Source organism: Streptomyces sp. NPDC093801 (assembly GCF_040701585.1).
GTDB lineage: Bacteria > Actinomycetota > Actinomycetes > Streptomycetales > Streptomycetaceae > Streptomyces.
Genome location: NZ_JBFBDP010000021.1, coordinates 108,951 through 121,898, shown reverse-complemented (window position 1 = coordinate 121,898; position 12,948 = coordinate 108,951). Strand labels below are relative to the sequence as shown.

Annotated in this window: 16 protein-coding genes; 10 read left to right on the top strand and 6 right to left on the bottom strand. The window is 73.0% G+C overall.

What is annotated here, in order from left to right; genetic code table 11:
• Positions 1-3 precede the first annotated feature (3 nt).
• Positions 4-1,470, top strand: a complete 1,467-nt coding sequence (locus AB0469_RS24565; protein WP_366453591.1) for a transcription antitermination factor NusB — start codon at positions 4-6, stop codon at positions 1,468-1,470.
• Positions 1,471-1,476: 6 nt separating this feature from the next.
• Here the strand turns inward: AB0469_RS24565 and AB0469_RS24560 are convergent, their stop codons facing one another.
• Positions 1,477-2,544: an amidohydrolase family protein gene (locus AB0469_RS24560; protein ID WP_366453590.1), complete on the bottom strand. Its 1,068-nt coding sequence runs from the start codon at positions 2,542-2,544 to the stop codon at positions 1,477-1,479.
• A gap of 211 nt (positions 2,545-2,755) precedes the next feature.
• Between AB0469_RS24560 and rpe the strand changes: the two genes are divergently transcribed.
• The 5 genes from rpe to AB0469_RS24535 all read left to right on the top strand — a co-directional run bounded on the left by rpe (position 2,756) and on the right by AB0469_RS24535 (position 5,754).
• The gene (rpe, locus tag AB0469_RS24555; RefSeq protein WP_042809361.1) at positions 2,756-3,442 is read left to right on the top strand and encodes a ribulose-phosphate 3-epimerase; all 687 of its coding nucleotides are present in this window, start codon (positions 2,756-2,758) and stop codon (positions 3,440-3,442) included.
• Positions 3,443-3,580: 138 nt separating this feature from the next.
• Entirely contained in the window at positions 3,581-4,597 is a 1,017-nt protein-coding gene (locus AB0469_RS24550) for a sugar-binding transcriptional regulator (protein ID WP_045946176.1), read from the top strand.
• An 85-nt stretch (positions 4,598-4,682) separates the two neighbouring features.
• Positions 4,683-4,904 carry a hypothetical protein gene (locus AB0469_RS24545; protein WP_366453588.1) on the top strand — a complete coding sequence of 74 codons (222 nt, stop codon included), beginning with the start codon at positions 4,683-4,685 and terminating at the stop codon, positions 4,902-4,904.
• 50 nt (positions 4,905-4,954) lie between these two features.
• Complete coding sequence (locus AB0469_RS24540; protein ID WP_366453587.1) at positions 4,955-5,395, top strand: ribonuclease domain-containing protein; 441 nt, start codon at positions 4,955-4,957, stop codon at positions 5,393-5,395.
• A complete protein-coding gene (locus AB0469_RS24535; RefSeq protein WP_366453586.1) occupies positions 5,392-5,754 on the top strand; it encodes a barstar family protein in 363 nt (120 codons plus the stop codon). Before AB0469_RS24540 ends, AB0469_RS24535 begins: the two co-directional genes overlap by 4 nt.
• 60 nt (positions 5,755-5,814) lie before the next feature.
• Here the strand turns inward: AB0469_RS24535 and AB0469_RS24530 are convergent, their stop codons facing one another.
• From AB0469_RS24530 to AB0469_RS24510, 5 genes are all read right to left on the bottom strand, one after another.
• Positions 5,815-6,291: a group II truncated hemoglobin gene (locus AB0469_RS24530; RefSeq protein WP_366453585.1), complete on the bottom strand. Its 477-nt coding sequence runs from the start codon at positions 6,289-6,291 to the stop codon at positions 5,815-5,817.
• Positions 6,288-6,617, bottom strand: a complete 330-nt coding sequence (locus AB0469_RS24525; protein ID WP_365150113.1) for an antibiotic biosynthesis monooxygenase — start codon at positions 6,615-6,617, stop codon at positions 6,288-6,290. The genes AB0469_RS24530 and AB0469_RS24525 overlap by 4 nt, the downstream gene beginning before the upstream one ends.
• Positions 6,618-6,693: 76 nt before the next feature.
• A complete protein-coding gene (locus tag AB0469_RS24520) occupies positions 6,694-7,185 on the bottom strand; it encodes a hypothetical protein (protein ID WP_366453584.1) in 492 nt (163 codons plus the stop codon).
• A 61-nt stretch (positions 7,186-7,246) separates the two neighbouring features.
• Positions 7,247-8,977 (bottom strand): FAD-dependent oxidoreductase, encoded by a 1,731-nt coding sequence (locus AB0469_RS24515; protein ID WP_366453583.1) that lies wholly within the window; start codon positions 8,975-8,977, stop codon positions 7,247-7,249.
• Positions 8,974-9,246, bottom strand: coding sequence for a UBP-type zinc finger domain-containing protein (locus tag AB0469_RS24510; RefSeq protein ID WP_366453582.1), 273 nt, complete (start codon positions 9,244-9,246; stop codon positions 8,974-8,976). The genes AB0469_RS24515 and AB0469_RS24510 overlap by 4 nt, the downstream gene beginning before the upstream one ends.
• A gap of 276 nt (positions 9,247-9,522) precedes the next feature.
• Between AB0469_RS24510 and AB0469_RS24505 the strand changes: the two genes are divergently transcribed.
• The 4 genes from AB0469_RS24505 to AB0469_RS24490 are packed head-to-tail and all read left to right on the top strand — an operon-like array spanning position 9,523 to position 12,948.
• Positions 9,523-10,347: a type 1 glutamine amidotransferase domain-containing protein gene (locus tag AB0469_RS24505; RefSeq protein ID WP_366453581.1), complete on the top strand. Its 825-nt coding sequence runs from the start codon at positions 9,523-9,525 to the stop codon at positions 10,345-10,347.
• 19 nt (positions 10,348-10,366) lie between these two features.
• Positions 10,367-12,013, top strand: coding sequence for a thiamine pyrophosphate-binding protein (locus tag AB0469_RS24500; RefSeq protein WP_366453580.1), 1,647 nt, complete (start codon positions 10,367-10,369; stop codon positions 12,011-12,013).
• A 34-nt stretch (positions 12,014-12,047) separates the two neighbouring features.
• Positions 12,048-12,479 carry a nuclear transport factor 2 family protein gene (locus tag AB0469_RS24495; RefSeq protein ID WP_366453579.1) on the top strand — a complete coding sequence of 144 codons (432 nt, stop codon included), beginning with the start codon at positions 12,048-12,050 and terminating at the stop codon, positions 12,477-12,479.
• 13 nt (positions 12,480-12,492) lie between these two features.
• Positions 12,493-12,948, top strand: coding sequence for a nuclear transport factor 2 family protein (locus AB0469_RS24490; protein WP_366453578.1), 456 nt, complete (start codon positions 12,493-12,495; stop codon positions 12,946-12,948).

Below are 12,948 nucleotides of genomic sequence, written 5' to 3'. Positions count from 1 at the left end.
CACGTGAGCGAAAAGTCCCCCCAGCCCCGTCGCAGCCCCGCCCCGGGCGGCCGGCCGGCCAAGCCCTACCGCCGGCCCCAGAAGGACCCCGTCCGGATGCTGGCCTTCGAGGTGCTGCGGGCGGTGGACGAGCGCGACGCGTACGCGAACCTCGTCCTGCCCCCGCTGCTGAAGAAGGCCCGCCAGGACGAGCGGTTCCAGGCGCGCGACGCCGCCCTCGCCACCGAGCTGGTCTACGGGACCCTGCGCCGCCAGGGCACCTACGACGCGATCATCTCCGCCTGCGTCGACCGGCCGCTGCGCGAGGTGGACCCGCCGGTCCTGGACGTGCTGTCGCTCGGCGCGCACCAGCTCCTGGGCACCCGCATCCCCACGCACGCCGCGGTCTCGGCCAGCGTGGAGCTGGCCCGGGTGGTGCTCGGCGACGGGCGGGCGAAGTTCGTGAACGCCGTCCTGCGCAAGATCGCGGCCCATGACCTCGACGCCTGGCTGGAGCGGGTGGCGCCGCCGTACGAGGACGACGCCGAGGAGCACCTCGCGGTCTACCACTCCCACCCCCGCTGGGTGGTCAGCGCCCTGTGGGACGCCCTGGGCGGCGGGCGCGCCGGGATCGAGGACCTGCTGGAGGCCGACAACGAGCGGCCCGAGGTCACCCTCGTGGCGCGGCCGGGCCGGTCCACGCCCGAGGAGCTGGTGGAGGCGCTCGGCGAGGAGTCGGCGCTGCCCGGCCGCTGGTCGCCGTACGCCGTCCGGATGGCCGAGGGCGGCGAGCCGGGCGCGCTGGAGGCGGTCCGGGAGGGGCGCGCCGGCGTCCAGGACGAGGGCAGCCAGCTGGTGGCCATGGCCCTGGCGGCGGCCCCGGTCGAGGGCCGCGACGAGCGCTGGCTGGACGGCTGCGCGGGCCCGGGCGGCAAGGCGTCGCTGCTGGGCGCGCTGGCCGCGGAGCGCGGGGCCTTCCTGCTGGCCTCCGAGAAGCAGCCGCACCGGGCCCGCCTCGTGGAGCGGTCGCTGTCCGGCAACCCGGGCCCGTACCAGGTGATCGCCGCCGACGGCACCCGCCCGCCGTGGCGCCCGGGTTCCTTCGACCGGGTGCTGATGGACGTCCCCTGCTCCGGTCTGGGCGCGCTCCGGCGCCGCCCGGAGGCCCGCTGGCGGCGCCGCCCGCAGGACCTGGAGGGCTTCGCGCCGCTCCAGCGGGCCCTGCTGCGCGAGGCGCTGTCGGCGGTGCGGATCGGCGGCGTCGTGGGCTACGCGACCTGCTCCCCGCACCTGGCGGAGACCCGGGTGGTGGTGGACGACGTCCTCAAGGGCCGGGGCGCCGGCAACGCCCCCGTGTCGGCCGAACTCATCGACGCCCGCCCGTACATGGAGGGCGTCCCGGCCCTCGGCGACGGCCCGGACGTCCAGCTGTGGCCGCACCTGCACGGCACGGACGCCATGTACCTGGCCCTCCTGCGCCGCACCGCGTAGCGGCGCTCAGCCGGCGGCGGCGTGCTCCACGCCCGCGCACCAGACGCGCAGGACGCGGCGGGTGGCGCGGACGTCGGTGAGGGGGTCGCCGTCGAGGAGGACGAGGTCGGCGCGGCGGCCGGGTCGGATCGCGCCGCGGTCGGTGAGGCCGAAGCGGCGGGCGGGCAGGACGGTGGCGGCGCGCACGGCGTCCAGGGGTGTCAGGCCGGCGTCCACGAGCAGTTCCAGCTCGTGGTGCAGGCTGCTGCCGTGGGACGGGGTGAAGGGCACGCCGGGGGTGGCGTTGGCGTCCGTACCGGCGAGGACCGGCACCCCGGCCCCGTGCAGGGCGGCGACGCTCGCCCGGGCCGGTGCGTACTCCACGCCCGGCAGCCCGGCCGCGGCGAGGCCCTCCATCATCGTCAGGGTCGGTACGGCGGTCCGCCCGGCGGCGCGCATCCGGGCGGCGGCGGCCGCGTCGAGGGGCCGGTCCCCGGGGACGTGGGTGAGTACGTCGGCCCCGGCCTCCTGGGCCATGGCGTACGCCTCGACGGCCGCCGCGTGGGCGACGACGAGCCGGCCGTGCGCGTGCGCGGCGGCGACCAGGGCGTCGAGCGTGGGCCGGTCGAGGGCCCCGGGGCCGGGCCGCTCGGCGACGACCTTGATGTAGTCCGCGCCCTCGGCCACCCGGGCCGCCACGAAGCGCTCCGCGTCCTCGGGGCCGGTGACGAAGCTGTCCGCCGGCATTCCGGGCATCCGGGAGTGCAGGCCGCCCGCCGCGATGGCGAGGGCGCCGGGACTGCGGATGTCCGTGAGCCCGGGGACGGCGCGCAGGGAGTCGACCAGGGCCGGGGGCCAGGTGGCCATGTCGAGGGCGGTGGTGACGCCGTGGTCGCGCAGCTGCCGCAGGTTCTCGGGGCCGTGCAGGTGGACGTGGGAGTCGATCAGCCCGGGGAGGAGCACGGCGCCCCCGGCGTCGACCACCCGGGCCCCGCCGGGGTCGGTGGCGATCAGCCCGCCGTCGACGACGACGGTGGCGGGTTCGAGGAGCCGCCGGCCGTCGAAGACCCGGGCGTTGGTCAGGGCCGTCTTCACGCAGTCCTCCAGGGGCCGTGGGCGGTCATTGTCCCGCGGACCGCCCGCCGCGCACGGGGGACACCGGCACCGGGCGGACACGTGTGCGCGGTCCCGCCCGACCGGGAAGGACGGGCGTGCATCGACGCGGTGATCACTTAAGCAGTGCTACGGAAACCGCGAGTTCCGGGGCCGTGGCCGGAAGTGCCCCAGGGCATGGCAGGCTTGGGGCATGGCCGTTCAGATCAATCCCAGCATCCTGTCCGCCGACTTCGCCCGTCTCGCCGAGGAGGCGAAGGCCGTCGAGGGGGCCGACTGGCTGCACGTCGACGTCATGGACAACCACTTCGTCCCGAACCTCACCCTCGGCGTCCCGGTCGTGGAGTCCCTGAGCCGTGCCACGGAGACCCCGCTCGACCTGCACCTGATGATCGAGGACCCCGACCGCTGGGCGCCGCAGTACGTGGAGGCCGGCGCCGGCTCGGTGACCTTCCACGCCGAGGCCGCCGCGGCCCCGGTGCGCCTCGCGCGGGAGATCCGGGCCCTGGGCGCCCGGGCGGCGATGGCGCTGAAGCCCGGCACCCCGATCGAGCAGTACGAGGACATCCTCCCCGAGCTCGACATGGTGCTGATCATGACGGTCGAGCCCGGCTTCGGCGGCCAGTCCTTCCTCGACATCATGCTGCCCAAGGTCCGCCGGACCCGGGAGCTGATCGCGAAGCACGGACTGGACCTGTGGCTCCAGGTCGACGGCGGGGTCTCGGCCACGACGATCGAGCGGGTCGCGGAGGCCGGCGCCGACGTGTTCGTGGCCGGGAGCGCGGTCTACGGGGCGGTGGATCCGGCCGCCGCGGTGCGGACTCTGCGTGACCAGGCGGGTGCGGCCATCGCGGCGGCGCCCTGGGCCTGCGACCACTGAGACAAGCGTTGGTGAACGGCTCGGTGAACGGAAGCCGTCCAGGCTGATCAATGGCCGTTGGATCTGACAGGATGAACGGCGAGTCGAGAGTGTGAACACGACAGTGTGAACAGCAGTGAGGAGAGCGCGGTGTCTGCAATGTCGGCGGGACGGTCAGCCCTGCGGATGGGACCCGCGGAGCTGGTGCAGGCGGCGGCCATGGCGCGCCGCTTCTACCTGGAGGGCAAGTCCAAGATCCAGATCGCCGAGGAGTTCGGCGTGAGCCGCTTCAAGGTGGCCCGGGTCCTGGAGACCGCCCTCGAACGCGACCTCGTCCGCATCGAGATCCGGGTCCCCGCGGAACTGGACGCGGAGCGCTCGGACGCGCTCCGCGCCCGGTACGGGCTGCGGCACGCCGTCGTGGTCGAGTCCCCGGCCGACGCGAGCGAGGACGCGCCCGATCCGGAGAACCTCGGCGCGGTCGCGGCCGACCTGCTGGGCGAGCTCGTCAACGAGGGCGACGTCCTGGGACTGGCGTGGGGCCGGTCGACCATCCACATGGCCGCCTCCCTGCACCGGCTCCCGCCGTGCACCGTCGTCCAGCTGACCGGCGTGTACGACGCCGGGACGGCCGAGCGCGGGTCCGTGGAGGCCGTGCGGCGCGCCGCGCAGGTCTCCGGCGGGGACGCGCACCCCATCTACGCGCCGATGCTGCTGCCGGACCCGGCGACGGCTGCGGCGCTGCGCAACCAGACGGGCATCGCGCGGGCCTTCGAGTACTTCGACAAGGTCACCGTGGCGGCCGTGTCCATCGGCTCCTGGGAGCCGGGCATCTCGACCGTGCACGACATGCTCACGGACGAGGAGCGGGCGCACTACGCCTCGCTGGGCGTGGCGGCCGAGATGTCGGCCCACCTGTTCGACGCGGAGGGCCGCCGGGTCGGCCGGGACCTCGGCGAGCGGTGCATCACCGTCGAGGCCGACCGGCTGCGCCGGATCCCGGAGGTCGTGGCGATCGCGGGCGGGCTGCGCAAGGCCGCCGCGATCGGTGCGGTGCTCAGATCCGGGCTGGTGACCAGCCTGGTGACGGACACGGCGGTGGCGGACTACCTGCTGACCGAGTCCGCCCCGGGGCTGCGGCCGGCGCTGGAGCGGGCAGACCCCGACGAGCTCTGACGGGCCCTGGCCGCGGGCGGAGGGTGTCGCAATCGAGACCCGCTCCCCGGGCCGGAACGCCGCCCGGCCGCGCATACTGGCTTCAATGACCAGGCCCGCGGCGTCCCGCCGCCACTTGCCGTCCAGTCCCTTCAAAGCCCCCGTCGAGCCGCCCGTACGGGGGTTCGGCGTGGGAGACCGGGTGAACCACGATCAGTACGGTCTCGGCCGGGTCGTCGGCGTCGAGGAGGGCGTGGCCGTCGTCGTCGACTTCGGCGCCACGCGCAGACGCGTCCTGAGCCCGTATTCCAGGATGGCGGTGCTGTGAGGTCACTGCCGCAGTTCGCGTAAATATCGGATATTTGGCACGATCGGCGCATGATCCTTCGGAGCGTGCCCCGGTCGTTGTCACGCGTGCTGGGGGCCCTGTTCCTGTGCGCCGTCCTCGTGGGCGCGGCGGGCTGCGGCGGCGGCTCCGCCCCGGCCGCGCCGGCGCCCGCCACCGCCGGGGCCGGTGCCACCGCCCCCGGGTGGGCGAAGGGGATGGCCACCGTACGGGCCGACGCGCTGCCCCCGCAGGCGCGCGAGGTGCTCGCGCTGATCGACAAGGGCGGCCCGTACGCGTACCGGCAGGACGGGACCGTCTTCGGGAACTTCGAGAAGGCCCTGCCGCAGAGGAAGCGCGGCTACTACCACGAGTACACGGTCAGGACCCCCGGGGAGCGCGACCGCGGGGCCCGTCGCATCGTCACGGGCGAGGGCGGCGAGTTCTACTACACGGACGACCACTACGAGACCTTCAGGGCGGTTCTCCGATGACCCTCGACCCGCAGCCCCTCGCCCCGGCCCTCGCCGCGGCCGAGGGGGCCGGCTGGACGACCGTACGGCTCGACCTGGACGGCGTGCGCAGCAAGGCGGCGCTGATGCGGCGCTGCGGGGCGGCCCTGGCCGTGCCGGAGTGGTTCGGCGCGAACTGGGACGCGCTGGCCGACGCGCTGATCGACCTGTCCTGGCTGCCGGACGCGCCGGGGCGGCTGCTGGCGGTGACCTCCTGGCGCGGGTACGCCGCCGAGCGGGCCGAGGACTGGGAGACGCTCGCAGAGGTCCTGGAGGAGGCCGTGGACTTCTGGCGCGGTCAGCAGGGGGCCCCGCCGCTCACGGTGGTCCTGGCCGGCTGAGCGGGGGCCGCGGGAGGCGCAGCAGGCCCCGCGCCCTTCCGGGCCGCGGGGCCTGCTCGTTCACTCGTCCTTCGCCTTCGGGATCCACGGCGGGGTCTGGCCCCAGGACCAGACCGGGACCTTGGCCGCGTCCACCGGCGGCGGGTTGGGGCCCGAGTAGATCAGGGCCATCCGGGTGCCCCACTCGATGTAGTAGACGAACACCGCCCGGAACTCGGGGTCCGTCGGGAGGCCGACCTCGTCGGCCGTGTCCAGCAGCAGGTCCACCCAGCGGCGGCGCTGCTGCTCGGTGATGCCGCGTCCCAGGTGCTTGGTGGCCATGTGCATGTGGCCGCCGTGGTGCGCCGAGTAGTCGGCCGGGCCGCCGAAGACCTCCGACAGCCAGACCGCGACGTGCTGCGGGTGCTCCGCGTCCATGCCCGCGAAGACCGGGGCCAGGACCTCGTCCTGCAGCGCGTGGGCGTAGAAGGCGTCGGTGAGCCGCCGCATGGCCTCCGCCCCGCCCATCCACTCGTAGATCGTGGGCGTGGTGCTCATGACTGTCCGGCGGCCTTTCCCGGGCCGACCACGTCGGTGACGGTGTAGTGCTGCATCTCCTCGATGTTCGTCACGTACGGGCGGATCGCCTGGAAGAACGCCGGGAAGTGCTCGCCCTTGCGGAAGCCGTTCAGGTGGGCGTCGACCGAGGTCCAGCGGATGCGCAGGATGTACCGCTCGGTGTCCTCGGTGTTGTGCGCCAGCTCGTAGTCGATGCACTCGGGCGAGGCGGCCAGGGCCTCGGCCGCGCGGGCGTACGACTCCTCGAAGGCCTGCTGGTCCTGCGAGGCGATCCGGTAGCGGATGTACTCGACGGTGGTGGTCATGGTGTGCGTGCCTCTCCCTGGGATCAGGTCGTCCCGGATACTTTCCGGGATCATCAGTGCCCGGTGGGGATTTCCGTCACTCCGGCCGAGACTTCTGGATGTCGGGGCCCTGCGCACGGACCTGGTGCACCTTGTCGAGGGACTCCCGCAGCTCGCGGAGCCACTCGTCCGCGTTCTCCCCGACCAGGCGCACGCACCACGCCAGGGCGTCCGCCCGGCTGCGCGCCACGCCGCCGGCGACCAGGGTGTCGAGCACCTGGCGCTCGGACTGGCGCAGCCGGGTCATGACCGGCACCGCGAGGTGGGTGAAGAGCACGGTCTCCCCACCCGACCTCACGCCCCAGGCGACCTTGCGGCGGTAGAGCTCCTCGGCCTCGCGGGCCACCTCCACGCGCTGCTCGCGGGTGCGCTCGCGGAACTCCTTGACCGACTCGGACGCCGGGACGGCGCCGACGACGGTGATCTCCTCCCGGTCGACGGTGACCGAGACGAGGGACTCGTAGACGTCCACCGGCAGGCGCTCGGCGAACCACGCGCGGAGCTTCTCGCTCTGTTCGGCTGTAATCATGTAATCAACGTTGCATCCGCTCTCCTCGTGATCGCAAGGGCCCGGCCGTTCGCTCTCGGCGTCAGCCCATCGAGCGGTAGCGGTGGATCAGGGAGACCGCCATCGCCCCCTCGCCCACGCCCGAGGCGACCCGCTTGACCGAGTGGGCCCGTACGTCGCCCGCCGCGAAGACCCCGGGGACGCTGGTCTCCAGCGGGTAGGGGGCGCGCTCCAGGCTCCATTCCGCCGGGAGCTCCCCGCCGTTGGCGATCAGGTCGGAGCCGGTGAGCACGAAGCCGTACTCGTCCCGCTCCACCACCCCCGACAGCCAGTCCGTGTGCGGGCGGGCCCCGATGAACGTGAACATGAACCGGGCCGGGACCTCCCGGTCCTCGCCGGTGTCCGCGTCGTGCAGGGTGATCCGCTCCAGGTGCTCGCCGCCGTCCAGGGCGGTGACCGTCGTGCGGACCTTGACCTCGATGTTCGGGGTGCGCCCGATCTCGTCGATCAGGTAGCGGGACATGCTCGCGTCGAGGGAGGCCGCCCGGACCAGGATGGTCACCCGGGCCGCGTACTTGGCGAAGTGCACCGCCGCCTGGCCGGCCGAGTTGGCGCCGCCCACGATGAACACGTGCTGCGAGATGCAGGCCGAGCTCTCCGTGGTCGCCGCCCCGTAGTACAGGCCCGCGCCCTCGAAGCGGTCCGCGCCGGGGGCCTCCAGGCGGTTGTACGAGACCCCGGTCGCCAGGAGCACCGTCTCCGCGCTGATCTCCGTCCCGTCCGCCAGGGTCAGGATCTTCGCCGGGTCGTCCCGGGTGAGGGAGACCACCTCCACCGGGTGCAGGATCTCGGCCCCGAACCGGGAGGCCTGGATGGTGGCCCGGCGGGTCAGGTCGCCGCCGGAGAGGCCCGAGGGGAAGCCGAGGTAGTTCTCGATCAGGCTGGAGGTGCCGGCCTGGCCGCCCGGGGCGCGGGAGTCCAGCATCAGCGTGGACAGGCCCTCGGAGGCCGCGTACACGCCGGCGGCGAGCCCCGCCGGGCCGGCGCCGACGATCACGCACTCGTAGTGCGGGCGGGAGGCCGTGGTGGACAGGCCCAGCCGCCGGGCGAGTTCCGTGTCGGTCGGGGCCGAGAGCACCGAGCCGTCCGGGAAGCGCACCAGCGGCAGCGCCGCCCCGGCCCGCGCGTCGGCGATCACCGTCAGCGCCTCGGGGTCCCGCTCGACGTTCAGGAAGCGGAACGGCTGCCCGTTGCGGGTGAAGAAGTCCCGGACGGCGTGGGTGCCGGGGGAGACCAGGTGGCCCGCGACGATGATCCCGTCGTAGGCCGGCCGGTAGGTGGCGAGCCAGTCCGAGAGCAGGTCGTCCAGCACCGGGAAGAGCCGCTCGTGCGGCGGGTCCCAGGGCTTGAGCAGGTAGTAGTCCAGCCGGACCCGGTTGATGGCGGTGATGGCCGCGTCCGTCTCCGCGTACGCCGTCAGCAGCACCCTGCGGGCGTCCGGGAACCGGCTCACCGCCTCCAGCAGGAACTCCACGCCGGTGACGTCGGGCATCCGCTGGTCGACGAGGAACAGCGCGGGGTCGTGGCCGCGCTCGTCGAGGGAGTCCAGGATCTTCAGGGCGTCGGCGGCCGAGGAGGCGCCCAGCACCCGGTAGCGGTCCCCGTAGGCGCTGCGCAGGTCGCGGCGGACGGCCCGCAGCACCTGCGGGTCGTCGTCGACGGCCAGGATCACCGGCTTGCGGCTCTCCGCCCGCTCGGGAGCGGCGGCCGTGCTCGTGGCGGGGGAGGCGGGGCTCCCCTGGGCCGCGCTCACGCCGGCTCCAGCATCAGCTGGTCGGCGTAGCACCAGGCCCAGTCCTCACCGGGCTCGTGCGAGGCCGCGATCGGGTGGGAGGTCGCCCGGTAGTGCCGGGTGGCGTGACGGTTCTTCGAGGAGTCGCAGCATCCGACGTGCCCGCAGCTCAGGCACATCCGCAGGTGCACCCAGGCGTCCCCCAGGCGCAGGCACTCCTCGCAGCCCTCGGCTGATGGCTTCACCGGACGTATCTGGTCGATGTGTGTGCACAACAGGTCCTTCGTCATCGTCCCCGTCCCTCTCCTCACGCACTCCTGACCCGGCGCGCCCCGCGCATCACGGCGCGTCCAGACCATAAGTCGGGGATCTTGAATTGGTTCAGCGATCCGGCCGAGGTCAGGAAGTCCGGCACGTACTTCCTGACCTCGCCGGACTACTAGGTGAGGTGTCGTCACCACCTTGCCCGCTACCTCACGAAGTCGCATTCCGGCCCTTTGACGCGGGCTCCGGGCGCACGCAGTGTGGTGAACGCAAACGACAACAGGCCGCGCCTGGAGGAATCCGTGAGCAGAAAGATTCTGGTCATTGTCTCCGAACACGGTTACTGGTCCGAGGAACTGATCGGTCCCGTTTCCAAGTTCGACGAGCAGGGCTACGAGATCACATTCGCCACGCCGACCGGAAAGCGCGCCCACGCGCTTCCGCCGAGCCTCGACCCGGACTTCGTCGACCCTCCGCTCGGCCGCTCGGTCACCTCGGAGGAGAACGCCCGCCTGGGCCGGGAGTTCGAGCAGTCGAACCGCCTCGACACGCCCCTCGACATCGAGGCGTGGGTGCCGGAGCGCCCGTACACGAGCGACGGCGCGTACCTGCGCAAGCTGGAGCAGTACCACCGGGACCTGGAGAAGCTCGAGGCGGACATCGCCGGCTACGACGCGGTCCTCATCGTCGGCGGCAGCGGTCCCATCGTCGACCTCGCCAACAACGAGCGGGTCCACGCCCTGATCCTGGCCTTCAAGAACGCCGGCAAGGTCGTGGCCGCCGAGTGCTACGGCGTCGCCTGCCTGGCCTTCGCCCGCGACTGGGGCGACCGCAAGAGCATCATCTGGGGCAAGCACGTCACCGGCCACTGCAAGGAGTACGACTACAAGGACGGCACCGGATTCCTCGGCACCGACTTCAACATGGGCCCGCCGCCGTACCCGCTGGAGTACATCCTGCGCGACGCGACGGGGCCGCGCGGCGCCTATCACGGTAATTTCGGCCACCCGCTGTCGGTGATAGTCGACTACCCCTTCGTCACCGGCCGCTCCACCCCCGACTCGTATCTCACGGGGCAGAAGATCGTGGAAGTCCTGGAGAACGGCCTCACCCGTTACGGGTGGTAGGGGAATGAGGGGGAGTCCGATGAATTCCGAAGCCACTCCCGGACGGGAAAGGCTGATCGAGCAGTTCAAGGCCGACGGCCTGACGGTGATGTTCGGAAATCCGGGAACGGTGGAACAGGGATTCCTCGACGCGGTCGACGCGGCGGCGGACTTCCAGTACGTCCTGGCCCTCCAGGAGACCGTGGCCGCCGGCATCGCCGACGGCTACGCCCGGGCCACCGGCGGTGCGGCCCTGCTCCAGCTGCACTCGGGCGTGGGGCTGGGCAACGGCATCGGCATGCTCTACCAGTCGCTGCGCGGCCACACCCCGCTGGTCGTGGTCGCCGGCGACGCCGGGGTGCGCTACGACGCCATGGACGCCCAGATGGCCTCCGACCTGGTGGCCATGGCCAGGCCCGTCACCAAGTACGCGACCCGGGTCACCGACCCCCGTTCCGTCCTGCGCACGATCCGGCGGGCCGTGAAGATCGCCCTCACCCCGCCGCGCGGTCCGGTGTTCGTGGCCCTGCCCATGGACGTGCTGGACGAGCCGAACTCCGAGCCCGTCCTGCCCGCCACGGTCCCGCTCACCGACGTGGCGCCCTCGCCCGCCTCGGTGGGCCGGGCGGCCGAGCTGCTCGCCGCCGCCGAACGCCCGGTGGTCCTCGTCGGGGACGGGGTCTCGCTCTCCGGGGCGCAGGCCGAACTCGCCGCCGTCGCCGAGCTGCTCGGCGCCGACGTGTACGAGGTCGACTCCTCCGAGGTGAACATCGCCGCCTCGCACCCGCTGCGCCGCGGCCAGACGGGCCACATGTTCGGCCCGCACAGCAAGGAGCTGGTCGGGGAGGCGGACGGGGTGCTGATCGTCGGCACCTACGTCTTCCCCGAGGTGTTCCCCGAACTGGAGAGCCCCTTCCGGCCCGGCGCCAAGGTCGTGCACATCGACCTGAACGCCTACGAGATCGCCAAGAACCACCCCGTCGACCTCGGGCTGGCCGCCGACCCGCGCCAGGCGCTGCGCGCGCTGGCCGGCGTACTGGAACGGCGGCTGACCCCGGCCCGGCGGGCGGCCGCGGCCGCGCGGCTGGAGGCGCGGACCCGGGAGCGGGCCGACGCCGCCGGGCAGGCGTCGCCGGACGACGACACGCCGATGGGCGTCTTCCTGCGGACCCTGGCCGAACGCACCCGCGGGGACCTGATCGTCTTCGACGAGGCGCTCACCACCTCCCCGCTGGTCACCCGCCACCTGCCGCCCGAGCGCCCCGGCGACTACCACCTCACCCGGGGCGGATCGCTCGGCGTGGGCTTCCCGGGGGCGGTCGGCGCCAAGCTGGCCCGCCCGGACCGGCTCGTCGTCGGCTTCGCGGGCGACGGCGGGTCGATGTACACCTACCAGGCGCTGTGGACGGCGGTCCGGCACGGGATCGACGCCAAGTTCGTGGTCTGCAACAACCGCAAGTACCGGCTGCTCGACGACAACATCGCCCAGTACTGGCGGGAACGGGACATCGCCGAGCACCCCTTCCCGGGTTCCTTCGACCTCTCCCGCCCCGAGATCGACTTCGCGGGGCTGGCCCGGGCGCTGGGCGCTGACGGGACGCGGGTGGAGAAGCCGGACGAGGCGGCGGCCGCCGTGGACCGGATGCTGGCCCACCCCGGCCCGTTCCTCGTCGACGTCCAGATCTGAACCGACCGGACCCCACCGAACAGGAGGAGACCGCATGCCCGCCGAGCGGCTGACCGAGGACGCGATCCGCACCTTCGCCGAGAACTGGTACGTGGCCCTGGACCGCCACCTCCCGCCGGAGCAGGTCCTCGCCCTCATCACCGAGGACCTGGAGTTCCAGGTCCCCGAGGACACCTTCCTCGGCCACCAGGGCTTCGGCCGCTGGTACGAGGCCGTCACCCACCGGTTCTTCGACGAGGTGCACACGGTCACCAAGGTGGAGCCGGTCATCGAGGGCGACCGGGCGATCGTCCGGGTCCTCGTCAACTGGCAGGCCAAGATCTGGGACCCGCCGGCCGCCCGCAGCCAGTGGCTCGGCTTCGACGCCGACCAGACCTGGACCGTGGTGGCCGGCCCGGATGGACCGCTGATCAAGCAGTACACCGTGAACGAACTGGCGCCGATGCCCGGTTCGGGCTCGCTCTGAGAGGGACGCGGCGATGACCGAAGTGACCCGCGAGCGGGTCGAGGCCGCCTACCGCGCCCTCGGCTCCGGAGACCGCGCGCGCATCCTGGAGTACTACGCCGAGGACCTGCGCTGGCTGGTGCCCGGAAACCACCCGCTGGCCGGCTGGTACGAGAGCCTGGACGCCTTCCTGGAGCTGATGGGCCAGACCCACAAGCTCACCGGCGGCACCTTCCGCATGGAGCTGGAGGCGGTCCTGACCGGTCCGGACTGCAGCGCCGACGTCTGCCGCAACACCGCCCTGCGGGACGGCGCGGACCCGGCCGGAGCCTCCCCGTACGAGCGGATGGACTACCCGGTCTTCCACTTCATGAAGTGGCGGGACGGGCGGATCGTCGAGGGCCGCGACGGGCTCTTCGGCGACACGGCCAGTGCCTTCAGCCAGTTCTGGGCGCCCTTCGCGCCGGACGGCACCCGCAGGGACCGATAG